12 protein-coding genes are annotated in these 24,700 nt (G+C 70.4%); 8 read left to right on the top strand and 4 right to left on the bottom strand.

All coding sequences use genetic code 11. The annotated features are described in order from the left end of the window. Window positions 1-468: 468 nt before the first annotated feature. From D1J63_RS03800 to D1J63_RS03780, 5 genes are all read left to right on the top strand, one after another. Window positions 469-2,235: a fatty acyl-AMP ligase gene (locus D1J63_RS03800; protein ID WP_125627712.1), complete on the top strand. Its 1,767-nt coding sequence runs from the start codon at window positions 469-471 to the stop codon at window positions 2,233-2,235. After that, entirely contained in the window at window positions 2,232-3,917 is a 1,686-nt protein-coding gene (locus D1J63_RS03795) for an acyl-CoA dehydrogenase (RefSeq protein ID WP_125627711.1), read from the top strand. Before D1J63_RS03800 ends, D1J63_RS03795 begins: the two co-directional genes overlap by 4 nt. Further along, on the top strand, window positions 3,914-5,599 hold the full coding sequence (locus D1J63_RS03790) for an acyl-CoA dehydrogenase (protein ID WP_125627710.1): 1,686 nt from the start codon (window positions 3,914-3,916) through the stop codon (window positions 5,597-5,599). The genes D1J63_RS03795 and D1J63_RS03790 overlap by 4 nt, the downstream gene beginning before the upstream one ends. Window positions 5,600-5,663: 64 nt before the next feature. After that, the gene (locus tag D1J63_RS03785; protein WP_125627709.1) at window positions 5,664-5,942 is read left to right on the top strand and encodes an acyl carrier protein; all 279 of its coding nucleotides are present in this window, start codon (window positions 5,664-5,666) and stop codon (window positions 5,940-5,942) included. A gap of 69 nt (window positions 5,943-6,011) precedes the next feature. Next, complete coding sequence (locus D1J63_RS03780; protein WP_206436751.1) at window positions 6,012-7,541, top strand: aldehyde dehydrogenase family protein; 1,530 nt, start codon at window positions 6,012-6,014, stop codon at window positions 7,539-7,541. A 72-nt stretch (window positions 7,542-7,613) separates the two neighbouring features. On the opposite strand, the gene D1J63_RS03775 is transcribed toward D1J63_RS03780, so the two are convergent. The 3 genes from D1J63_RS03775 to D1J63_RS03765 form a co-directional block, all read right to left on the bottom strand. Continuing rightward, entirely contained in the window at window positions 7,614-8,372 is a 759-nt protein-coding gene (locus D1J63_RS03775; protein ID WP_164712706.1) for a DUF4097 family beta strand repeat-containing protein, read from the bottom strand. 88 nt (window positions 8,373-8,460) lie between these two features. Further along, window positions 8,461-9,138, bottom strand: a complete 678-nt coding sequence (locus D1J63_RS03770; protein ID WP_197924934.1) for a response regulator transcription factor — start codon at window positions 9,136-9,138, stop codon at window positions 8,461-8,463. A gap of 5 nt (window positions 9,139-9,143) precedes the next feature. Further along, window positions 9,144-10,418 (bottom strand): histidine kinase, encoded by a 1,275-nt coding sequence (locus D1J63_RS03765; protein WP_125627707.1) that lies wholly within the window; start codon window positions 10,416-10,418, stop codon window positions 9,144-9,146. A gap of 180 nt (window positions 10,419-10,598) precedes the next feature. Here D1J63_RS03765 and D1J63_RS03760 point away from each other — a divergent pair, with 180 nt between their 5' ends. After that, window positions 10,599-12,824, top strand: a complete 2,226-nt coding sequence (locus D1J63_RS03760) for an MMPL family transporter (protein ID WP_197924932.1) — start codon at window positions 10,599-10,601, stop codon at window positions 12,822-12,824. 87 nt (window positions 12,825-12,911) lie between these two features. Further along, a complete protein-coding gene (locus D1J63_RS03755; RefSeq protein WP_125627706.1) occupies window positions 12,912-13,652 on the top strand; it encodes a 4'-phosphopantetheinyl transferase superfamily protein in 741 nt (246 codons plus the stop codon). A 109-nt stretch (window positions 13,653-13,761) separates the two neighbouring features. On the opposite strand, the gene D1J63_RS03750 is transcribed toward D1J63_RS03755, so the two are convergent. After that, window positions 13,762-15,027 carry a helix-turn-helix transcriptional regulator gene (locus D1J63_RS03750; protein WP_164712705.1) on the bottom strand — a complete coding sequence of 422 codons (1,266 nt, stop codon included), beginning with the start codon at window positions 15,025-15,027 and terminating at the stop codon, window positions 13,762-13,764. Window positions 15,028-15,360: 333 nt separating this feature from the next. Between D1J63_RS03750 and D1J63_RS03745 the strand changes: the two genes are divergently transcribed. Next, a complete protein-coding gene (locus tag D1J63_RS03745; RefSeq protein ID WP_125627704.1) occupies window positions 15,361-24,639 on the top strand; it encodes a non-ribosomal peptide synthetase in 9,279 nt (3,092 codons plus the stop codon). The last annotated feature ends 61 nt before the right edge of the window (window positions 24,640-24,700 follow it).

The raw sequence follows: 24,700 nt of genomic DNA, 5'->3' as shown, positions 1-24,700 counted from the left end.
CTGACGACAGGCCGGCGTTTGCCGGCCTGAACGCCCCTGCGCGGCGTCGCCTCCAGGCACGGCCGACTGGTGCCCTCTGCCGGTTGAGCGGATATTACGCGTCACCGCAGGTCACATCGCGGCAGCGAGATTTCGTCAATATTGCCTTGAGATTTGACAGGTTGCATGTCTAGTCTTGTGACTCAAGTGACGAAGTGATGACAAGTTCTGTGACCGGCTCAGGGGGGAGTCGAAAATGACTGTCGTGCACGCCGGAGAACGTCGCCGGGCCGAGGAATCGTAGGCCCGGGCCGGCGCCCGAACGTTTCGCGCACTCTTGCGGCGGTGTTGTCTCCTGCCCGGAGTTCGACGAAGCCGTGGCCGACGTCTTCGTCGGCGGGGCCCCGCCGACTCGGTACCGCCGTCTCGCAGGACTCGTGAGCCCGCCGACGAAGTCCTCCACCCTTCGATACCAGGAGTAGACGAAGCATGATGGATCTCCTCGGCGCCGGAAGCGTGTCCGAGATCTTCGAACGGCACGCCCGCGAGCGCGGCCACCAGCCGGCGGTCACCATCGTCGGCGATCCCTCGGACCCGATGTCCGCCCGGACGCTCACCTTCGCTCAACTGGACCAGGCGGCACGCGTCGTCGCACGGCGGCTGCAGCAGGTGTGCCCGCCGGGCTCGCGTGTGCTGTTGCTCCAGCCGACGTCCACCGAGTTCGTGGCGTCGGTTCTCGGCTGCCTCTACGCCGGCCTGGTGGCGGTGCCGTCCTCCATGCCCGGACGCTACAAACAGGACCAGCGGCGGGTGCTCGGCATCGCCCACGACGCCGACGTCGGCTGTGTGCTGACCGCGCCGGACGAACGGGAAGGGGTGCTCGACTGGGCCGAGCAGCAGGGCATCACCGTGCCGGTGCTCTCTTCGCGGACCGACCCGGTCCGCACCGCCGACGACTTCCGGGTGCGCGGCGCCGACCACGAGACGGTGGCGGTGCTGCAGTACACGTCCGGTTCCACGAACGATCCCAAGGGCAGCGTGGTCACCCACGGCAACCTCCTGGCGAACGCGGCGACCACAGCGGCCACGTTCCCGCTGGAAGAGGGAGAGAAGTTCGGCGGCTGGCTGCCGAACTACCACGACATGGGGCTCATGGGCCTGATCCTTTCACCACTCCTCGCCGGACACGGCACGGTTCTGATGACCCCAGCCGCCTTCCTCCGCCGCCCCCGTACCTGGCTCCAGTTGATCGACCGCTTCGGCATCGCGGTCTCGGCCGCGCCGAACTTCGCGTACGAACTGTGCGTCACCCGTGTGTCCGAGGACGACGTCCGATGCCTCGACCTGTCGCGCTGGAAGTACGCCGTCAGTGGCTCGGAACCCGTCAAGGCAAGCGTGCTCGACGACTTCGCCGCGCGGTTCGCGGCCGCCGGGTTCGAACCGGAGAACTTCGCGCCGTGCTTCGGCATGGCGGAGGCGACGCTGCTCGTCTCGAGTTCCCCCCGCCGTCGCCCCGTCGTGCTCGGGTGCGACCCCGAGGCCCTGGAGCAGGGCCGGGTGACGCCCCCGAGCGCAGGCGGCCAGGGCCGTACCCTTGTGAGCTGCGGTGCGCCGCGTGACATGGACGTCCGGATCGTCGATCCGGGGACGCTTGAGGAGCTCCCGCCCGGCCGGGTCGGTGAGATCTGGCTGCGCGGCAGGTCGGTCGTACGCGGATACTGGCGCAACGAGGAGGCCACCGATGCCACGTTCGGCCGCCGGCTTGGCGACGAGGGCGGCTTCCTGTGCACCGGGGACCTCGGCGTGCTCGTCGACGACGAGCTCTACGTGACCGGCCGCATCAAGGAAATGATGATCATCCGGGGCCGGAACATCTACCCGCACGACATCGAGCACGAATTGCGCGTCCATCACGAACCGCTGCGCGACACCGTGGGTTCGGTCGTGTCGGTGCCCACTGAAGACGGCGACGACGGACACCTCGTGGTGATTCACGAGGTGCGCCGCCGATCCCCCGAGCCGGAACTGGCCGAACTGGCCGCGCAGATGCGGAAGACCGTTTCCCGTGAATTCGGCCTGCGGGCGCACTCCGTGCTGATCATGCGCCGCGGCGGGGTGCGGCGCACCACCAGCGGCAAGGTCCAGCGGTCCTCCATGCGTGCGCTGTACGTCAGCGGTGAGCTGCAGCCGTTGTGGGCGGACGGCTACCGACCGCAGGGGGAGCCGGCCGTGACAGGGGCAGGAGAGACGAGTTGAGAACACGCGCGTTCGCCGGTGAAGTCGACGCCTGGTCGGCGCCTGGCGGCCCCTTCGAGCCGACGCTGCTGGCGGCCCACGACGAGGCCGAGAGTTTCCCGGCCGAGGCGTGCGCGGCGCTCGACCACTGGGGGCTGCCCGACTACTACGTACCGAGTCGGTTCGGCGGGCGCCTGGCACGCCTGGACGAGGTGCACACGCTGCTGCGCACGGTTGCGTCACGGGACCTGACGGTCGCGGTCGCGCACGGCAAGACGTTCCTCGGCGCGGCCTCGGTGTGGGCCGCGGGTGACGGAGAAGCGGCCGCCTCCATGTCCCGGCACGTCATGGCGGGCGAGGCCGTGGCCTGGGGGCTCACCGAGCCGGGCGGCGGCAGCGACCTGCTCGCCGGAGGACTCACGGCGACCCGGGAGGGCTCCGGCTGGCGTCTGACCGGCCGGAAGTGGCCGGTGAACAACGCGACGCGCGGGCGTTTCGTCTGTGTACTCGCGCGCACCGATCCCGGCGGCGGGCCACGCGGATTCAGCGTATTCCTGGTCGACAAGCAAGCCACGCGGCCCGGAACCGTTCGGCACCTGCCGAAGATGCCGACACACGGCATCCGAAGCGCCGACATCAGCGGAGTGGAATTCCTGGACGCCGGAGTCGGCGCCGACGCGCTCGTCGGCACGGTCGGCGGAGGCCTGGAGCTGGTGCTCAAGGCGCTGCAACTGACCCGTGTCGCCTGTGTGGCGCTTTCACTCGGCGCGGGCGACCACGCGCTGAGGATCGCCCGCCGATTCCTGGCCGAGCGTCGCCTGCACGGGCGGGCCTTTTCCGAACTGCCGCACGCGCGCGCCGTCGCCGGCAGGTCGGTGGCGCGCCTGCTGCTCGCCGAAGCCGTCGCCCACACGGCCGCGCGGGCCGTCCACGAAGTGCCGCAGGAGCTGAGTGCCGTGTCCGCCATCACCAAGGCGCTCGTACCGACCCTGATCCAGGGACAGCTCCGTCTCGTCGGCGAACTGCTCGGAGCACGCGGGTTCCTGACCGGCGTGGAGGGCTACGGCGGCTTCGCGAAAGTCGAACGGGACCACCAGGTCGTCGGCATCTTCGACGGCAGCACCTGGGTCAACCGCAGCGCACTCGCTTCGAGCCTTCCGGTGCTCAGGCCCGGCCGCGGCAAGGCTACGCGCGTCGGCCCTCCCCCGCACGAGTGGCTGCGGGAAGGGCACGAACCCGCCCCCCTGGACACGCGCCGACTGACAGTGATGACCCGGGACAACACGGTGCTCAGCAGCCTCGAAGACCTCGTGGGCCGCCTGGCGGTGGACGCGCCGGGAGGCGCCGACCGCCTGGCCGCGCTGCTGCTCCAGGAACAGAACGAGCTGGACGGGCGCATCGGGCATCTCCGCCCGACCGCCGGTCCACCGCCCACGGCGGCGATGAGACTGGCGGAACGCTACGAGTGGTGCCACGCCGGCGCCGCGGCCCTCGCCCTGTGGGTCGCCAACCCGCAGCGTCACGACCGTGACTGGTGGCGCAACGGTCTCTGGCTGCGCGGCTGTCTCACCCTGGTTCTGGAAGGCCTCGGCGCGTCGCCCCCACAGGCCGCGGGCACGTTCGACGAGCTCGGCAGTCTTCTGCTCGGTGACGCGGGTGACCACGTCTCGCTGTTCGGCATGCCGGTGGAGGTGTCGGGATGAGTGACATCCATACGCGCATGGAAGCGCTGGAAGAGCGTCTCGGGGACCCCTTCGATCCCGGCAACCCGGCCGGGTTTGCGGCCGTCGTGGCCGCCGACGAGCGCGAGGACGTGCCAGAAGGCGGCGCCGCCGCACTGGACGAGTTCGGGATCCTCGCCGAGTTCGTGCCGGGTTCTCTCGGCGGCCGACTCGAACGCGTGGATCACCTCATCGAGTTGATGCGTTCGGTCTACCGGCGCGACCCGAGCCTCGGTCTCGGACACTGTTCCAGCTCGCTGCTCGGCGCAGTCAACATCTGGACCTCGGGATCGCCCGGGCAGCGCAGGGACGCGGCCGAGTTGCTCCTGGACGGCAGGAAGATCTCCTGCGCCTTCCACGAGCTGGCGCACGGCAACGACATCGGCTCCGTCGAGTTCGCGGCCACGCCCGCGGACGGCCGTCTGTCACTGAACGGCCGAAAGGAATCAATCACCAACCTGGACCGCGCCCACGGCGTGGTGTTCCTCGTCCGCTCCGATCCCGCCGGCGGCCCGCGCGCCTGTTCGCAGCTGTTCGTGCGGGTGGCGGAACTCGATCCCCACCGCTTTCGATTCCTTCCGCGCTTCCAGTCGGTCGGGATGCGTGGTGTGCGCTTGGGCGGTATCGAAATGCGGGACTGCACGGTGGACGCGGAGGCGGTTCTCGGTGCTCCGGGCTCCGGAATCGAGACGGTGGCCCGTGCCTTCCAACTGACCCGGATAGCCATGCCGGCGATGAGTACCGCGATGCTGGACACTTCGTTGCGCGTCGCCTTGCACCACGTGCGCGAACGCCGCCTGTACGGCCGGGAGGTCGCGGCCATTCCGATGGTGCGCACCACGCTGGCCAACGCGTTCACCGACCAGTTGCTGTGTGAGGCGTTCGCGACGGTCGCCGCCCGGGCGCTGCATGTCCTGCCGGAATCCGGCAGCGTGTACGCGCCCGCCGTGAAGTACCTCCTGGCCGGGGTGCTGCTCGACGCGATGGAGCAGCTGTCGGTGGTGATGGGGGCCGAGTTCTACCGCCGTGACGGGGAACACTCGGTGTTCCAGAAGATGGCACGGGACATCAAGCCGGTCGGCTTCGGCCACATCGCCCGCGCGGCGTGCCTGTCCGCCGTCCTTCCGCAGTTGCCGGTGCTCGCACGCCGTTCGTGGACGGACTCCGCACCCGCCCCGGCCGCGCTCTTCGTCCAGGACGCCGAGCTGCCGCCGCTCGACCTGGCCGGGCTGCACGTGGTGGCAGGAGGGCGGGACCGGCTTGCCCAGGCCCTCAACGCCGCGCTCGACGAGGACGTCCCGGAGTCGCTGCGGCCACTCGTCGACACCCATGTGCGACGCCTGGCATCGCTCACCGAGGCCTGCGCCGGTCTACGGCCGCGGGACCTGTCGATCGCCGCCTCGGTCGGGGTGCGTGATCTCGCTGCTCGGTACACCACAGTGCTCGCCGCCGCCGCCTGCGTGGGCGTGTGGCGGCACGCGCCGGCCGGCGACTTCCTGGCCCGGCCTGAGTGGCTCGTCGCCGCGCTGACCCGACTCGTCGGCATCGGCTCCGGACGGCCCGAGGACGTGCCGCCCGAGGTGGAGGGCGCGCTCGTCGAGGAACTGCTGGACCGCGACGACCACACGGTGAGCTTCGGTCTCTCCGCCCGCCGGTACCGGTGACCGTCCGCACGGCTCGGACCGGCTCAGTCACATCTGCACCATCCGACTCCCGAGGAGCAATCTGATGGCCCACCCCCGATCCACCCCGATCACCCTTGAGGAACTGGAGAGCTGGCTCATCGACCGTGTCGGTGAGTATGTGCCCGACCTGGAGGGTGCCGTCGACCCGCACCAGGAACTCGGCGAGTACGGCTTGGACTCCGTCGCCGTCGTGGCGTTCACCGCCGATGTGGAGGACTGGCTCGGCATCGAGGTGGAGCCCACGGCCGTGTGGGACCACCCGACGATCGCGCAGCTTGCCAAGTTCCTGATCGAGGGCCGGGAACAGGCGAGTACGGCTTGACGGCACCGTACCCGTGACCACACCTGCACGAGCATCGACGGCAACACTCGAGGGGGAGGGCTTTCCGACGTGGGCGAGTTGAAGAATGTGGGCGGCGAGCGGCTGACCGTGTCGCGTAATCCGGCCGATCTGAAGGACATCGTCGCCGAACGGACACTGAGCGACGCGGACGGCCTGGTCGAGGCAGCACGTGCCGCCCACGAGGCACAGCGCGCATGGGCTTCGTGGCCGGCGCCGCTCAGGGGGCGGGTGGCCCAGAACGTGGGCCGACTCGTCGCGGAGAACAAGGAGTCGCTTGCCGCACTGATCACCCGGGAGGTCGGCAAGCCGTACGGAGAGTCCCTGGGGGAGGTGCAGGAGGTCATCGATACCTGCGACTTCTTCCTCGGCGAGGGACGGCGGCTGTACGGCCAGACCGTACCCAGCGAGATGCCCGAAAAGCAGCTCTTCACCTACCGCAGGCCGCTGGGAACCGCCGCGGTGATCACTGCGGCGAACTTCCCGGCTGCTGTGCCCGCTTGGTACCTCGTACCGGCGCTGCTCTGTGGCAACACCGTGGTGTGGAAGCCCTCGGAGTCCGCGGTCGCCGTCGCGGAAGCGCTTGCCGCGCTGTTCCGAGCGGGTGGGGTGCCACAGGACGTCCTGCGACTGGTGCACGCCGATGGCGAGACGACGTACGCCGGACTCGAACGGGCACTGGCCGAGGGGTTGGTCCAGAAGATCGGGTTCACCGGTTCCACGGCGGCCGGGCGCCGGGTGAGCGAACTCGCGGGGCGGCACCTGCAGTCCCCGTGTCTGGAACTCGGCGGCAAGAACCCGCTCGTGGTTACGGACGACGCGGACCTCGAACTGGCAGTTCAGGGTGCGGTGTTCAGCGGCTTCGCCACCGCGGGGCAGCGCTGCACCTCGCTCGGCTCCGTCATCGCCCACCGCGACGTGCACGACGAGTTCCTCGCCCGCTTCAGCGCGGCCGTGGAGGATCTGGCCGTCGGGGACCCCCGACGGGACGAGGTCTTCTACGGGCCGCTCATCGGCGAGCGCTACCTGGAGAACTTCATCGGCTCGCTGGAACTCGTACGACCCCACCACCGGCTCTCGGGATCCAGCGCCACCGGCCGCATCACCTCCGACAGCCCTCGCAAGGGCTTTGTGGGCGACCCGGACGCCGGAGTGTTCGCACACCCGACCATCGTGGCCGGGATACGGCCGGACGACGAGTTGTACCGGACCGAGACCTTCGGCCCGCTCGTGTCGGTCATGGCCTACGACACCTTCGACGAGGCCGTGGCCCTCGCCAACGGACACGGGTACGGGCTGTCGGCCGCCATGTACACCGGGTCGGCGCGAACGGCGTTCTCCTTCGGCGAGCGCTGCTCGGCCGGCATGGTCAGCGTGAACAACTCGACGGTGGGCGCGGAGGCGCATCTGCCGTTCGGCGGCAACGGTCTCTCCGGGAACGGAAGCAGGCAGTCGGGCATCTGGGTCATCGACCAGTTCACCTCTTGGCAGTCCATGAACTGGGACTACGCGGGGACCTTGCAGCGCGCGCAGATGGACGTACAGGACATCGACGCGGACCTCGGTTTCCGGCTCTCCTGAACGTTCCACGCGGCAGGCGCCGAGGCACCGTCCGGGGAGGTACCCAGGGCGGCGCCTCGGCGTCGACCGCTGTCAGTCGTTGCGCAGTGACACGTCGCCGATCTTGGTGCGGGCCTCCACCACCGTGGAGGAGGAGCTGTCCACCTCCACGTCGACCTTCCGGTCGCCGATCTTGGTGAGGGCATCCACCGCGAACGGGCCCGCGCCCGGGGGAAGATGCAGTTCCACGTCTCCCACCTTGCTGACGGCCTCGAGCCGCTTGAACGGCTCGATCTCGTCGACCCGGATGTCGCCCGTCTCCGACCGGGCCTCGGCGGTGTCGAAGTCGACGTCCTCGAGTGTGACGGCGCCGGTCTTGCTGGAGGCGACGATCCGGTCGCCCATCACGTGCTCGACGTGGACGTCGCCGATCCGGGTCTGTGCCTCCACCGAGGCCCGCACGCCCGCCACGGACACGTCGCCGAGCCGTGTCGCGATCTTCACCCGGGTGCCGGCCGGGACCGTCAAGGAGTAGTCGGACCCGCACTTGCCCATGCCCTCGCCGCACGTGGTGGTGATGCGCAGGGTGTCTCCGTCCTGTTCGATCTTCTCGTCGGGGGAGCGCAGCGACTTCGTCAGCTTCTTGTGCAGCTCCGTCTTCTCGCCCTGCCCGACCACGTCGACCCGCACGTCGCCGCTGTCGATCGCCACCTCCACGGCCCGCACCGACTCGTCGATCGCCGCGGTGCTCGTGTCGGAACGGGTGACCATGAACAACAGCAGGTACCACGCCGCTCCGCCGACGAGTGTGACGCCGGTGAGGATCGCGAGGAGGCGGAGGACACGCCGCACGCCCGGACGTCGGGAGGGCCCCCGACGCGGTGGTGCCGAACCGGTCGAGCTGATGGTCTCGTGCATGTCTTACTCCCGTGTCCGGTGGTCAGCGCGGTTCGGTGGGGTGATCGTTCGAAGGGGAGCCGAGGTACTGCAGGACGGCACGGACGCGGCGGTTGCCCTGGTCGTCGGGGAGCAGGTCGAGCTTGGTGAAGATGGAGCGGATGTGCTTCTCGACGGAGCGTTCGGTGATGAACAGACGCGCCGCGAGGCCACCGTTGCTGAGCCCTTCGGCCATCAGGGCGAGCACCTCCCGCTCGCGCGCGCTGAGCGGTGCGAGGCGGTCCTGTTTCTGATTGCCCGCGAAGATCTGGCTGATCACCTCGGCGTCGAGGGCGGTGCCGCCGTCGGCGACGCGGTGCAGGGTGGCCACGAACTCGTCCACGTCGGCGACGCGGTCCTTGAGCAGGTAGCCGAGGCCCAGGCTGCCGTGCGCGAGGAGTTTGGAGGCGTAGCGCGCCTCCACGTACTGGGAGAGGACGAGGACGGGCTGGGCCGGGTCGGTGGCGCGGATCGAAAGAGCCGCGCGCAGCCCCTCGTCGGTGTGCGTGGGAGGCATGCGTACGTCCACCAGGCAGAGGTCGGGGGCGAGATCGGCGACCAGCGCGAGCAGTTCGTCGCCGTCTCCGGCCTGCCCCACGACGTCGATGTCCTCGTCCATGAGCAGCTTGGCGAGACCGGTCCGCAACAGGACGGAGTCTTCGGCGATCACGACGCGCAACATGTCTGCTAGGCCCTCCAGGGCAGTGTGACATCGACGACGGTGGGTCCGCCGACGGGGCTGGAGAGCGTGAGGTGTCCGTCGACCGCCCGAACCCGGTCCCGCAGCCCGCTGATGCCCGACCCCCGGGCGGGGTCGGCGCCGCCGATTCCGTCGTCGGTGACGTTGATCCGCAACAGGTTCTCATCACGCAGGACGGTGACGGCGGCACGGTCGGCGGCGGCGTGCTTGGCGATGTTGGTGAGTAGCTCGGAGACGACATAGTAGGCGACGGCCTCGGCCCGCGGGCTGGGGCGCTGCAGAAGCTGGACGGACAGGTCCACGGGGATCGGGCAGCGCGCCGCGATGGTGGTCAGTGCGGGCTCGATGCCCTGCTCGGTGAGGATCGCCGGGTGCAGGCCACGCGTGACGTCCCGAAGCTCCTGCATGGCGGCCTTGGCCTCCTCGTGCGCGGCCATCACGAGCGCGTGGGCCTTTTCCGGATCGCGTGCGAAGCGGGACTTGGCGCGGCCCAGACTCATGGCCACCGAGAGCAGCCGCTGCTGTGCTCCGTCGTGCAGGTCGCGTTCGATGCGTTGCCGCTCCAGCTCCGCGGCGTCCACCATCCGCGAGCGGCTGTCCTCGAGATCCAGCATCCGGCGCACCAGGTGGTCGACGCGGTTGGCACCGAGCATCCGGGCCACCAGGGCGGACTCGGTACGGGCAAGCGGCCCGCTGAGCCACAGTCCGGCGGAGAGCAGCGCGAGGCCGACGACGCCGCCGGCCGCCGCTCCGGGCAGGGACGCCACGTCCAGACCGAGCAGGGAGGAACCGTCCGGCAGCAGCGGACCGATGAAGGGCAGCAGAGCGAGCACCAGGCCGGCCGCGAGCACCATCATGACCAGTCCGCCCGCGCCGAGCCCCCACAACGACATCACAGCGGTGAAGCCCAGCTCGCGCCAGGCGCGCTGGCCGAAGAGCCGCTCCAGGCGGTCCTTCCAGCCCTTGCCCGCAATGACGACCGGCGTGTCGATGGTGAAGTCCCGCAGGACGTACAGCCGTTCGCGGTCGATCCTGGCGATCCAGGACGCCACCTTCATGGCCAGGGGCACCAGCGGCAGCCCCAGCAGGAGCAGCGGGGTCAGGGCGGCACCGAGCGCGAACAGCACGACGGGAACGACGTACAGCGGCGACATCGCGAGCGTGGTCAGCAGCTGCAGCAGGTCGTCGCGCGTGTGCCTCGAGAGGAGGCCCCGTGCGACGCGGTACAGGGCGACTCGAATGCGCGGTGGCCTCAGCCGCATGGCGCCCTCCGATTCAGATCGACTAACAGGATCTTAGGTAGGCGCAGGCGCCGCTCCGAGCGTGCAGACGCGCCCTTTTCCGGTAGTGGCAGCACTACCTGTCCACGGGTGGTTGCACGCCCGACAGCGGCGGCGCCGCTGCGTAGCGTCACCACGAACCCCTTGACGAGGAGCTTTGACATGTCAGTCACCGAAGAGAAGGACACCCCCCACGCAGGCCCCGAGACGTCGGGGGCGCCGCCCCCACGCGGTCTCGTGGAGCGCACGGCGGCCTGGAGCATGACGCACCGCAAGAGCACCATCCTCCTGTGGATCGTGGCGGTGGTCCTGGCGTACGCGGCGAGCATGGTCACAGGTGTCCAGGACCAGGAGGACGCCGACAACCTGACCGGGCAGGCCGCGGTCGCGGAACGCATGCTGGACGGTGCCGACTTCGCCGACGACGGCGTCGAGAACGTGCTGATCCAGGCTCGGAGCGGCGAGCTGGCGGCGGAGACGGCCGAGTCCGTGGTCGCGTCCCTGCGCGAGCGTTACGACGCGGTGGACGAAGTGACCCGGATCGGCGACCCCGTGGCCTCGGAGGATGGTCGCAGCGTGCTGCTGCCGGTCACCCTCGAGCTGGGCAGCGGCGACGAGAAGAGGAAGCCCAAGGCCGTGGTCGGCCCCATGCTGGAGGCGACCGAAGCCGAGCAGGCGGCCCGTCCCGAGCTGCGCGTCGAGCAGCTCGGAAAGGGTTCCGTCACCAAGGAGCTGAGCACCCGGCTGGGAGCCGACTTCCGGCGGGCGGAGTTCATCAGTGTGCCGCTGACGCTGGTGATCCTCCTGGTGGCCTTCGGCGCACTGCTCGCCGCCGGACTGCCGGTACTGCTCGGCATCACCTCGGTGGTCTTCGCCTTCGGCCTGGCCGGCGTGACGTCGCTGCTGGTTCCCGTGAACGAGAACCAGGCCAGTCTGATCCTGCTGATGGGTCTCGCGGTCGGGGTCGACTACTCACTCTTCTACATCCGACGTCGGCGCGAGGAGCGGGCGCTCGGCAGGTCTCCGGACGTGGCGCTGCGCATCGCCGCGGCGACGTCGGGGCGGGCCGTCCTGGTCTCCGGCCTGACCGTGGCCATCGCCATGGCCGGCATGTTCCTCTCCGGCAGCATGCTCTTCTCCTCGCTGGCCCTGGGCACCGTCCTGGTGGTGCTGGTGGCCGTGCTCGGTTCCCTGACGGTACTGCCGGCCGCGCTCGCGGGTCTCGGCGACAAGATCGACCGGCCGAGGATCCCGCTGCTGTGGCGGCGCACCACGGCCGTGGGCAAGGAGAGCAAGCTGTGGGCAGCAGTGCTCCGCCCTGTCCTGAAGGCACCGGGTGCGAGCCTGGTCGTCGGCCTAGTGGCGATGCTGGCCCTCGCAGCGCCCGCGCTCGGCATGAAGCTGAAGATGCCAGGTGACGAGGACCTGCCCCGCTCCTACGAGATCATGAAGACCTACGACCGGGTGGTCGAGGCCTTCCCGAGTGAGGGCACCTCCCACGACGTGGCCGTCGAGACGGACGGGGCCGACTCCGGCGAGGCGGCCCGGGTACTGACCGAGCTGCACGAGAAGGCGATGGCGACCGGCAGGTTCGCCGAGTCCGAGAAGCCGGACCTCGCCGTGTCCGAGGACGGTACGGTGTCCCGGCTCGAACTGCACGTGAACGGGGACGCGGGCGGCTCCGAGGCCAAGGAGACGCTGACGCTGCTGCGCTCGCAGCTGGCACCGGAGGCCTTCGCGGAAGCCGATGTGGACAAGTGGGCCGTCGGTGGTGAAACGGCCTTCTCGACGGACTTCTCCCGAACGCTGGAGGACCGGCTGCCGTTGGTGATCGGCTTCGTCACCCTGCTCTGCCTCGCGATCATGCTGCTCGCGTTCCGCTCGGTGGCGCTCGCGCTCCTGACCGGACTGCTCAACGTCCTGTCCGTTGCGGCCGCTTACGGTGTACTTGTTCTGGTCTTCCAGAACGAGTGGGCCGAGAACCTCCTGGGCTTTGACTCAAATGGAGCGGTAGTCTCCTGGCTTCCGCTTATCCTGTTTGTTGTTCTGTACGGCCTGTCGATGGACTACCACGTTTTCGTTCTGAGCCGGATTCGTGAGGGCGTGAGGCTGGGGGGCTCCACACATGCGGCGGTTAGGCACGGCATCCTCACATCCGCCGGCGTGGTCACCACAGCTGCCGTGATCATGGTCGCGGTGTTCGCGGTGTTCGCGACGCTGTCCACCCTCGAGATGAAGCAGCTGGGTGTGGGCCTGGCCGTCGCCATCCTGCTCGACGCCACCTTGATCCGCGGTGTGTTGCTCCCCGCCGCGTTGACCCTGCTGGGCTCACGGGCATGGAAGGAGCCGCGGTCGATGCGCAAGGTCCCAGCCGTCTCCCACGACTGATCGGATTTCCGAGGAGGGAAGGCCGGAGTCCTTCCGGGGCCTTCCCTCCCCCAGCCCGGCGGCCAGCGAACTAAGGAGATCAGGGATATGGGTGGGTGGGCCGCGGTTCCTTCCGGTCTGGTGGTGAGGTCGGGCGAGCTCCACGTCTTCAAAGCCCCGCCGGGGCCGTCGAGCCAGGACGCCGAGGAAGTGCGGGGCCTGGTCACCGACGAGGAGCGGGACATGGCGGAGGTCCTGGGCCGGGTCGGTGACGGAGCGGCGTTCTTACGTACGCGAGCGTTCACCCGCAGAGTGCTCGGCTGGGTCCTCGGACGCAGTCCGGTCGATATCGAGTTCTGCCGGTCGGAGCACGGACGGCCCGCTCTGGTGGACCGCGAGGTGTGCTTCAGCGCCGCCTACGGAGGCCGGCACCGACTGGTGGCCGTGTCGCTGGACAGCGAGGTCGGGGTCGACGTCCAGGACGGTGATGTGGCGTACGGCGAGAATCTGCACCTGTGCCTGACCGAGTGGGAACAGCGGTTGCTCCGGCGGCTGTCGCCGTCCGCTCGACGGATGTTCTTCCTGAGCCTGTGGACCCGCAAGGAGGCGGTGCTGCGCGCGACGGGGCACGGGCTGCGGGTGCCGCCCGAGGAGGTGGACGTGCTCGTCGACGACGGCGCGGGCGCGGTGGCGGTGCCGCTGCCGGACGGTGCAGGGGTCGCCGAGGTGCAGGTGCGGGACCTGCCGAGCGGGCGTGGTGCGGTGGCCGCCGCCGCGGTCGCGGGCCCTGTGAGCGCCCTGCACACCTGGATCTTCGACTTGTCCCTCCAGCAGGCGCACTGTCACTGAACTCGAGGGACAAGTGCTCTGCCACTGAACCCCGGCTGACCGGGCTCGGCGCGACAATCCCCCGGCGCGCCCACGTCCGGTCAGCCGGTCCGGCTCCGACCGGCCCCGTTCAGGGGCCGGTCGTGAGCAGTTCGCTCAACCGTCTCCAGGCCTCCGAGGCCTGACGGTAGGCGCCGGCCCGGTCCAGGATCTCGGCCGCGTGCCGGTAGCAGTCCTTGGCCGCATCGACGTCACCGGACATCGTGTGCGCCCGCGCCGCGAGCATGTGGCATTGCCCCTGCCCGGCCAGCGGAAGTGCGACACCCCCGTCACGCATCGCGGCCGTCAGCTCCAGAATGCGCTCCGGCTGCTCCAGACGCAGGGCCAGCTGGGCCTCGGCCAGCATCAGGTCGGCCATGTCGTCCTCGCGGCCCACCAGTTCGAGGGCCTGGCGAGCGCGTGCCAGCAGCCGCGCCGCTTGTTGTGCGGCGTCGTCCGAGGGGTCGTACTCCAGCCGGAGCGCCGCGGACGCACGGCACAGCCGGGCCCAGGCCACCAGATTCGCGTCCGGGTGCAGGCAGTCGAACGCCCGCTCGTGCAGGAGTGTCGCGTCTCGGGGTCGTTCGCACAGGAAGCGGGCGCTGCCCACCGCCCAGTACACCTGGCCGCGCAGTTGCCGGGACGGGATGTCCTCAACGATCTCCTGGAGGGTGTCCGCGAGGTTCGAGGCGTTCTCCAGTTCCCCGCTGTCGGCATACGAGTTGATCAGAGCCAGCATCGCGCCCACCCGTTCGTGCGCGGTGGGGGGCAACGCGACGGTGACCGACACCGCGTGCTCGGCGGCGCGGACGGCTTCGCCCAGTCGCCCCTGATGGTGCAGGTTCTTGGAGAGCGCGGTGGCGACGCGCGCGGCCAGCCGGGGCGTCTCCTGGGACAGGGTGGCCTCGGACAGGTCGGCGAGGACGGTGTGCTCCTCGGCGGCATCGCCCAACTCACGCAGGATGTCGGCGAGGTCCCACGCGGCCTCCCACAACACATCCTCCTCGGCGTGGCCACCGGCCTCCGCGCAAATGCCGCGCAGCAACTGTGCGGCATCCGCCAGTTCGCCGTCCTTGCGCAGGGAGCGTGCCTCGAGCAGCCTGCCGGCGATGTCGAGACGGCGACTGCGCAGCTCTCCCTCCTCCTCGGGACCGGGGCTGGCCAGGGACTGCAGGGGAACGTCGAGCCGGCGAGCGAAGAAGGCCGCGATCAGATCGTTGGGCGAGCGCTGCCCGCTTTCCACTCGAGAGACATAGCTGGCCGATACCTCGTCGCCCGCCAGTTCGCTCTGGGAAAGGCCGCGCTGTACCCGCAGTTGCCTCAGTCTGCGTCCGAACGCGGGCTGTTCGATCATCATCGTCCTCCGGGATCGCCTCGGCTTGCCGTGAGGCGGCAAGCGACTGCCACAAGGTCCGGCCGCGTGGCCATCGCTCTTGGTCAAGCGCCGCATGAGTTGTGCGGCACCGTCACCGGTTCTTACGGCGGCAGAGTACGGCTCGTGCGGTTGAGCTGTCGAACTGTGCCCAGCACTCGACACGGTCTGAGTGAAAGTTGAAGATGTCGCAGGTCAAGAGCCCCCGGCAATCTGCGTGCAAAATTTGGCTTGATCTGTGACAGGTAGCTGTCTACAGTCGTGACACATGTGACGGGTTCTGTCACATGTGTGACAGCTTACGGGGAGGGCGTCGCAATGGATGTCGTGCATGCCGGGGGAAGCTCCGCGGCCGAGTGGACACACGAGAGGTTCGAGGTACCACTTTCCGTGGGGCAGGCCTCGCTCTTCTTCCTCCACGAACTGGCACCCGACGCCGCCGCCTACCACGTGGCCGGATGTGTGACGGTCGCCGAGCCTCTCGATGCCGAACGGCTCTGTCGCGCATGGGATTCCGTCTGCGCTCGTCACCCGGTACTCACCAGTGTCGTCGTGCCCGGGGCCGATGGCTACGTGCAGCGTTGGCGGTCGGCCGATGCCCCCTTCGCGGTGCGCCGGACGCCCGGAACCTCCGCCGAGGAGTTGCGGGTGCTGGCCGCCCGAGACTACGAACGCCCCTTCGCCCTGGAATGCGAGGCGCCCGCTCGGCTCTTCGTCTATCAGGGCGGCGAGTCGAGCACCCTGCACCTCGTTCTGCATCACGTCGCCGGCGACATGAGTTCCCTCTTCATCATCCTGGAAGACCTGCTCACCGCCTACCGGTCCGAAGCGGGTGGTGGGCCGGACGCGGCAGTGGAACCCGACACCTCCTACGCGCGTCACGTGGCCGCCGAGCGCGCGTTTCTGGACGGTCCGCGCTCCGAGCGGTCACGCGACTACTGGGCGCGGCAGCTCGAGGACTGCGCCTTCGCCATCGACCTGCCCGGCATGACCGAGCCTCGTCCGGTGGCCGATCCGGACGCGCCTGCCCATGTCCCCTTCCGGCTCGACAGCGAACTCGTCGGCCGGATAAGACAGCTGGCCGAAACGTGTCGCAGCACCACCGCCACGGTGCTCCTCGCCGCCTTCAACGTGCTGCTGCACAAGCTCACCGGCTGTGACGACATCGTCGTCGGTTTCCCGGTGGAGGGCCGGAAGAAGTCCTTCAAGCGAACCGTCGGTCACTTCACCAACTCCCTGCTGCTGCGCACCCCGGTCACCGCCGACGCGACCTTCGACTCGGTGCTGACCGCCACCCGCATCGCACACGTCGGTGCCGTACAGCACCGGGCCCTGCCCGCACCGACGGTGCTGGGGCGGCTGACGCCGGGTTCGGCGCTCTCCGGCCAGTCGCTCTACCAGGTGAGCTTCCAGTTCGAGTCGGACCGCCTCTCCTACGGCACCAGGTCGATGATCGGCGGGCTGGGCACGGTCCGCATCGCCGGATACGACACCGAGCCCGTGCCGGTGCGCCAGCAGGTGGCGCAGTTCCCGCTGCGGATGCAAGCGGGTGAGATCGACGGCGACATACGCGGCGTCCTGCACTACGACCCTGCCCGGCTCGACGCGGACACCGTCGCCGGCTACGCCCGGCTCTTCGAGGACCTGGTGTACGAGGCCGTCTCCGACCCGACCACGACCGTCGCCGACCTCGGGGCCGGCGTCGGTGGGGTGGTGTCGTCGTGGTCGGGTGTGGGGGTGGAGGCCGTGGGTGGGGGGCGGCCGGTGTTCGAGGCGGTGGTGGGGTTCGCGGGTTCGGCGCCTGGTGACGTGGCTGTGGTGGATGGTGGGGGTGCGTGGACTTATGCGGAGTTGGAGCGTGCGTCGGCGGTAGTGGCGGTGTGTTTGCGTGAGGCGGGTGTGGGGCCGGATTCCGTGGTGGGTCTGTGCTTGCCTCGTGGTGCGTTGATGGTGGTGGCGATGTTGGGGGTGCAGCGGGCGGGTGGTGCCTGGCTTGCGCTTGATCCTTCGTATCCGGCGGAGCGGTTGCGGTTGATGGTGGGGGAGGCGGGTTGTGCGGTTGTTGTTCGTGGTGGGGCGCAGGCGGGGTTGCTCGATGGGTTGTTGCCCGGGGGGACGGTGGTGGTGGAGGCCGATGGTCTTGATCTGACGGTGGAGGTGGACCGGGCGGGGCTGGACGCGGCGCACGAGGACGATCTGGCCTATCTGGTCTTCACGTCGGGTTCCACCGGCCGGCCCAAGGGCGTGGCCGTCACCCACCGCACGCTCTCCCGCTCCACCGCGGCGCGTGCCACCTTCTACGGACCGCGGCCGCCACGCTTCCTGCTGCTCTCGCCCTTCGCCTTCGACAGTTCCTACGCGGGCATCTTCTGGACCCTCACGTTCGGCGGCGCCCTGGTCGTGCCCGACGCCGAGCAGGTCAAGGACGCCGACGAACTGGCCGCCCTGGTGGACCGGTACGCACTGACCCACACCCTGACGGTGCCCTCGTTCTACCGCGCCCTGCTCAACCGTCCGGGCGGTCCCGGCGGTTCCCTGCGCACCGTTGTGGTCGCGGGGGAGGCTTGCCCCGCCGACCTGGTCGCCGAACACCGGACCGCGCTCCCGGACTGCGCCCTGGTCAACGAGTACGGGCCGAGCGAGGCCACCGTCTGGGCCACCGGTCACCTCTGTGCCGACGACAACCCCGGCAACGTGCCCATCGGCACGCCGATCGCCGGTACCACCGTGTTCGTGCTGGACGGGTCGTTGCGTCCGGTGGCGGCGGGCAGTGTGGGCGAGTTGTACGTGGGCGGTGCGGGCGTGGCGCGTGGGTACGCGGGGCGGGGCGGTCTGACCGCCGAGCGGTTCGTGCCGGATCCGTTCTCGCGGGTGCCGGGGGCGCGTCTGTACCGCACGGGCGATCTGGTGCGTTTCGACGCGGAGGGGGCCCTGGAGTTCTGCGGTCGTCTGGACGAGCAGGTCAAGGTACGCGGCTTCCGCGTGGAACTGGGCGAGATCGAGGCCGTGCTCCGGTCCGCCGAGGATGTCACCGACGCGGTGGTGGCGGCCGTGGCCGCGTCGGAGGGCGGTGAAGCGCGCCTCGCCGCCTATGTGACGACCCCGCGCGGCGTCCCCGTGGATTCCACCGCTCTGCGGGCGTGGGTCGGGGAGCGGTTGCCCGCACACATGGTGCCCGCGGCGATCACCGGCCTCGACGCACTGCCGCTGTCGCCCAACGGCAAGGTGGATCGGCGCGCGCTGCCCGCACCGCGCTGGGAGGTCGCCGACGAGGAGTTCGTCGCTCCCCGCGACGAGGTGGAGCGGCGGCTGGCCGAGGTGTGGTGCCAGGTGCTGGGCCTGGAACGGGTCGGCGTGCACGACGACTACCTGGCGCTCGGCGGGGACTCCATCCAGTCGATCCAGGTGGTCGCCAAGGCCCGCGGGGCCGGCATCCGCCTTACCCCGCGACAGATCTTCGACCATCCCACGATCGCCGCCCTGGCCCCACGGGCCGAGGTCCTGCCTTCTGCAAACGAGGACAACAGGGGCGACGGCACCGACGGCATGCCCGACACCCTCGCCGCAGGACTGCTGCCCGCCGGACTGCTCGCCTCCTGGGAACGCACACACGGCCCGCTGCACGCCGTGTGGCCCATGACCGGGCTCCAGCAGGGCATGCTGTACCACGCCCTCGCCGAGCCCGGTTCGGACGCCTACACCGAACAACTGGTGTGCACCCTGAGCGGCGCACTCGACCCTCAGGTGTTCCTCGACGCCTGGCGTCGAGCCGTCAACCGGCACTCCGCCCTGCGCGCCCACTGCGTCTGGCAGGAGACCGACACACCTCTGCTCGTGGTACCACGGCGCATCGACGTGCCCGCGCTGTACGAGGACTGGACGGCCGGGGACGACGACGCCGGCGGATCCGCGGCGGAGCGCGTCGCCGAGTTCCTGGCGAGCGATCGGCGCGCAGGGTTCGAGCTGAGCGGCAGTCCTCTGGTGCGCCTCGCGCTCTTCCGCACCGCCGCGGAGGAATGGACCTTCGTGTGGACCAACCACCACATCCTGATGGACGGCTGGTCGCTTCCTGTCCTCGCCGGCGACGCCTTCGCCCTCTACACCTCGCTGCGTACCGGCGCCGAGCGGGAGCTCGCAGCCGCCCCCGACTACGGCGCCTTCGTGCGCTGGAACGCGAGCCGTGACCGCACCGGGGACGAGGCCTTCTGGCGCGAGCAGCTCGCCGGCCTCATGGCCCCGGCACTGCTCGCCCCCGTACGCGCGACGGCCGCCGACCCCCGCACCGGGCCGCACGAGCCCTCCCTCAGTCTGTCCGACGAGCGCTCGCGAACCTTGCGCGACATCGCCCGCGAACGGGGCGTCACCGTCGCCGCACTGGTCCACGCCGCCTGGATCCTCGTGGTCGCCCGGCGCACCGGTGCGCGGGACCTGGCGGTCGGCAGTGTGCTCTCCGGGCGCCCGGCAGAGATCGTCGGCATCGAGCACACGGTCGGCCTCTTCATCAACACCCTGCCGCTGCGGGTGCGGATCTCCGACGGGATGCGCGTCGACGACTGGCTCGCCTCCGTCCACCAGGGTCTCCAGGACCTCACCGACCACCAGCACGCCCCGCTCGCCGAAGTGACCGCCTGGGGTGGGGCACCGGCGGGTGCCCGGCTCTTCGACTCCATCGTCGTCGTCGAGAACTACCCGATCGAGGGCATCGCCACCGACGGGTTCACCGTGGACGGCGGGCGTCTCGTCGAGCGGACCGACTACCCGGTCAGTGTGCAGGTGATGCCCGGCGGCGAGCACCTGGAGCTGCGGCTGTGCGTCGACGCGACGGCCTTCGACGCGGCCGGCGCGCAGCACCTCCTCGACGACCTCGACCGCACTCTCGACGCGCTCACCGGCGACCCGGCCGCCACTCTGGGGAAGCTGGCTGTCGGCGTCGGTGGGGTGGTGTCGTCGTGGTCGGGTGTGGGGGTGGAGGCCGTGGGTGGGGGGCGGCCGGTGTTCGAGGCGGTGGTGGGGTTCGCGGGTTCGGCGCCTGGTGACGTGGCTGTGGTGGATGGTGGGGGTGCGTGGACTTATGCGGAGTTGGAGCGTGCGTCGGCGGTAGTGGCGGTGTGTTTGCGTGAGGCGGGTGTGGGGCCGGATTCCGTGGTGGGTCTGTGCTTGCCTCGTGGTGCGTTGATGGTGGTGGCGATGTTGGGAGTGCAGCGGGCGGGTGGTGCCTGGCTTGCGCTTGATCCTTCGTATCCGGCGGAGCGGTTGCGGTTGATGGTGGGGGAGGCGGGTTGTGCGGTTGTTGTTCGTGGTGGGGCGCAGGCGGGGTTGCTCGATGGGTTGTTGCCTGGGGGGACGGTGGTGGTGGAGGCCGATGGTCTTGATCTGACGGTGGAGGTGGACCGGGCGGGGCTGGACGCGGCGCACGAGGACGATCTGGCCTATCTGGTCTTCACGTCGGGTTCCACCGGCCGGCCCAAGGGCGTGGCCGTCACCCACGGTCAACTGACCGCTCACCTCGGACAGATCGCCGGCGTCTTCGGGCTCACCGCCCGAGATCGGGTCCTGGTCTTCGGTTCCTTCTCCTTCGACGTCAGCACCGAGCAGCTGTTCGCGCCGATGACCCAGGGCGGCGCGGCCGTGATCCGGCCCGACGGTCTCCTGGACACCGAAGAGCTGCTCGCCTTCCTGGCCGCTCATCAGGTCACGGTCTTCAACCCGCCGACCGGCCTGTGGCGGCAGTCGGCCACCGCCCTCGCCGACGGCGCCGCCGTGCCCGCCGCACTGGACGTCCGGCTCACCGTCGTCGGCGGTGACGCCATGCCCGCCTCCGAGACCGGCATCTGGAGGGCCACGGTGGGCGGTCGCGTCATCAACGCCTACGGGCCCACCGAGACCGTCATCACGGCCACCGTCCACGAGGTCACCGCCGACGGCACGGCGGGAGACGGAACCGGGGGAACCGTCCCCCTCGGACGGCCGCTTCCCGGCCGCACCGTGTTCGTGCTGGACGGGTCGTTGCGTCCGGTGGCGGCGGGCAGTGTGGGCGAGTTGTACGTGGGCGGTGCGGGCGTGGCGCGTGGGTACGCGGGGCGGGGTGGTCTGACCGCCGAGCGGTTCGTGCCGGATCCGTTCTCGCGGGTGCCGGGTGCGCGTCTGTACCGCACGGGCGATCTGGTGCGTTTCGACGCGGAGGGGGCCCTGGAGTTCTGCGGTCGTCTGGACGAGCAGGTCAAGGTACGCGGCTTCCGCGTGGAACTGGGCGAGGTGGAAGCGGTGGTGCGTGGCGCGGCCGGGGTGGCCGACGCCGCGGTGGCCGCCGTGCCGCCACCCGGCGGCGGCGAGGCCCGACTGGTGGCGTACGTCGTCGCTCGCGCCGGTGTGGTCTGCGATCCGGAGGCGGTGCGGACGTGGGCGGGGGAGCGGTTGCCCGCGCACATGGTGCCGGTCGCCGTTGTGCCCCTCGACGTGCTGCCGCTGTCGCCCAACGGCAAGGTGGACCGGCGCGCGCTGCCCGTGCCCCGCTGGGAGGTCGCCGACGAGGGATTCGTCGCTCCCCGCGACGAGGTGGAGCGGCGGCTGGCCGAGGTGTGGTGCCAGGTGCTGGGCCTGGAACGGGTCGGCGTGCACGACGACTACCTGGCGCTCGGCGGGGACTCCATCCAGTCGATCCAGGTGGTCGCCAAGGCCCGCCGGCTCGGCATGCACATCACCCCGCGCCAGATGCTGCAGCACCCGACCATCGCGGGACTCGCGCCGCACGTCGCGACCGGCGCGGCGGCGGGCATCCGCGCCGGGACGGACGCCACCGACGCGCTGAGCCCGATCCAGCGGTGGTTCCACGAACTGGAGCTGGTCGCACCCGATCACTGGAACATGGACGTGCTCCTCGACGTCCGCACCCGGGTCCGGCCCGACGAGTTGACCACCGCGCTCAACGCCGTCGTGGGCGTCCACGAGGCGCTGCGCACCCGCTTCGTCGACCCCGACGGCCGTGGAGTACGGGCCGTGGTCGACGCGTCCGTCGACGTCCCGGTGGAGCTGACCGACCTGTCCGCCGTACCCGGGGAGGAGGCCGAGGCGCGACTGCGTGAGCTGGCCGACCGGCTGCACACCCGGATCGACCCCGCGCACGGCCCGCTCCTGCGGGCGCATCTGGCCGACCTCGGACCGCGATCCCCGCAGCGGCTGCTGCTCGCCGCCCACCACCTGGTCATGGACGCGGTCTCCTGGCGGATCGTCCTGGAGGACCTGGAGCTCGCGCTCGATGCCGTGCGCAACGGCCGCGCCCCCGCGCTTCAGCCCGAGGGCACCACGCACCGGCAGTGGACCGCCGAGCTCCGCCGCCGGGCTCTGGACCCGCAGATCGTCGGCCGGGTCCGCGCCGAACTCTCGGAACTCGGTGGGCCGGCGCACCCGGATCCGGTCCGGTCCGCACCCGGGACCGAGGGCGCCGCGCGACGAGCCCGCCGGGAGCTGACCGCCGATCAGACCGATGAACTGCAGCGCGCTCTCGCACACCGGCTCGGCGGCACCCTCGAAGAGGGGCTCATCACCGCGGCGGCCCGCGCCCAGGCCCGCGTCGCCGGGCTCGCCACGGTGGTCGTGGAGCTTGAGAGCCACGGTCGCGAACACCTGCACCCGGACATCGACCTGTCCCGCACCGTCGGCTGGTTCACCACTCTGGTCCCCTTCCCCGTGGCGATCGCGCAGGACGGCCCGCTAGGCACGCTGTGGGACGTCCGCAGCCGGCTGCGGGAACTGGTGCACCGGGGCATCGACCACGGAGTGGTCCGGTACCTGGCTCACGACGCGGAGGCGACACGCGGCTTGGAGACGGTGCCCGAACCCCACCTCAACTTCAACTACCTCGGCCGGGTCAGCACGAGCTCCGACCCGAACGCCCCGCTCGAACTCCGCGCACCGGGGTTCGGCCAGGTCCGCGACCCGCGGGGGACACGTCCGTCCGCGATCGTGGTGGAGAGCCTCGTTTCCGACGGGTGCCTGGCCGTGGAGGTCGAACACACCGGACAGGACGCCGCCGACGCTCTCGCTGACGCCGTCCTGGAGGAGCTGCGCTCGCTGACCGCCGCGCGTGAGGCGCCCCGCCTCGGCTCCGGACTGCGGCACGGCAGCGCGCCGGTCGCCGCGGTGCGCGACTGGGCCGCACGCTGGGGAGACCTGACCGCTGTGTGGCCGCTCACGCCCACACAGGAAGGCATGCTCTTCCGCAGCCTGACCGAGGACGGTTCGGCGGGCAGCGGCGTCTACGTGGAGCAACTCGTCTGTGTCCTCGAAGGCGACCTGGACCGGCACGCTTTCGCGCGGGCCTGGCAGGCGGTCGTCGACCGGCATGCCGTGCTGCGTGGCGTGTGCGTGTGGCAGGACGTGCCGCGTCCACTGCTGGTGGTGCCATCGGCCCGCGAACTGCCCACGGTCTTCCTCGACTTCGCCGAGGACGGCGCCGGCGTGGGAGCGCCGGTGGACATGGGGGAGCGGAGTGGCTCGACAGACCCGGAGACACGGCTGGAAGCCTTCGTGGGCGAGGACCGGCGAGCCGGCTTCGACCTGCGAGAAGGTCCGCTCGCCCGGCTGACGGTGATCCGCCTCGGGGAGGGCCGTTGGGCCTTCGTGTGGACGAACCACCATGTACTGTTCGACGGCTGGTCGCTGCCCATCCTCCTGGGAGAGGTGCTCGACCACTACACCGCGAGCCACCGCGGCGGTACGCTGAAGCCGGCGCCCGCGGCGGACTTCGGGTCCTTCGTCCGGTGGCTGGCCCGTCGGGACACGGACGCCTCACGCGAGTACTGGTCCGGTGCGCTCGCCGGCTTCGATCCCGTACCGATCGCCCCGCAGGCGGACGCTCCCGCTGTCCATCGGGACCACGTGGTGCGGCTGTCGGCCGAGGACACGAAGCGGCTGCGGGAGACGTCGGGGCGCTTCGGCGTCACCCTCGGTGGCGCGGTCCACGCGGCGTGGGCGCTCACGCTCGCCGCCGAGCTCGACACCGACGACGTGGTGCTCGGCAGCGTGGGTTCAGGGCGGCCCACGGACCTGGAAGACGTGGACCGGATGGTGGGGATGTTCATCAACACCGTTCCGTTGCGCACCCGGCTGCCCGTCGCTCTCCCGGTCAGTACCTGGGCACGGGACGTGCAACAGGCCTTGAACCTGGCGCAGGAGCACATCCACACGCCCCTCGCCAAGATCGCCGTATGGAGCGGGAGGGCGACTTCGTCCGAACTCTTCGACACCTCGGTGATCGTGGCCAACTTCCCCTTCGCCGACCTGGGCACCGGGCTCCCCGGCCTGTCCGTGGCGCGTTCCGAGACACTGGAGCAGACCGAACTTCCTGTCACCCTGTCCGTCGCCCCCGACGGGGAGCGGCTCGTCATCGCGCTGAACCACGACACCGTTCGCGTACCCACCCGTCGGGCCGCCGGGCTCGCCAACCGATTTTGTCTCGCCCTGACGGCCCTCGCGGAGGCAACCGCCACCGTCGGCGAGATCCGGGACGGGCTCCGGCAACAGGCCCGGGGCGAGCGCGCGGCCGGCCGGGCCCGCCGCGCCGAGCGCCTGGGCCCGTTTGCCCGCTCGCGCGGCTGAGCCCGCCCGACTCGTATCCCTTTTCGCGCCACCCCGGCCGGCCCGTCCCTCGCCATCGGAC

It is taken from the genome of Streptomyces sp. KPB2 (assembly GCF_003950055.1).
Lineage (GTDB): Bacteria > Actinomycetota > Actinomycetes > Streptomycetales > Streptomycetaceae > Streptomyces > Streptomyces salinarius.
This window is presented reverse-complemented; position numbering and strand designations above follow the sequence as displayed.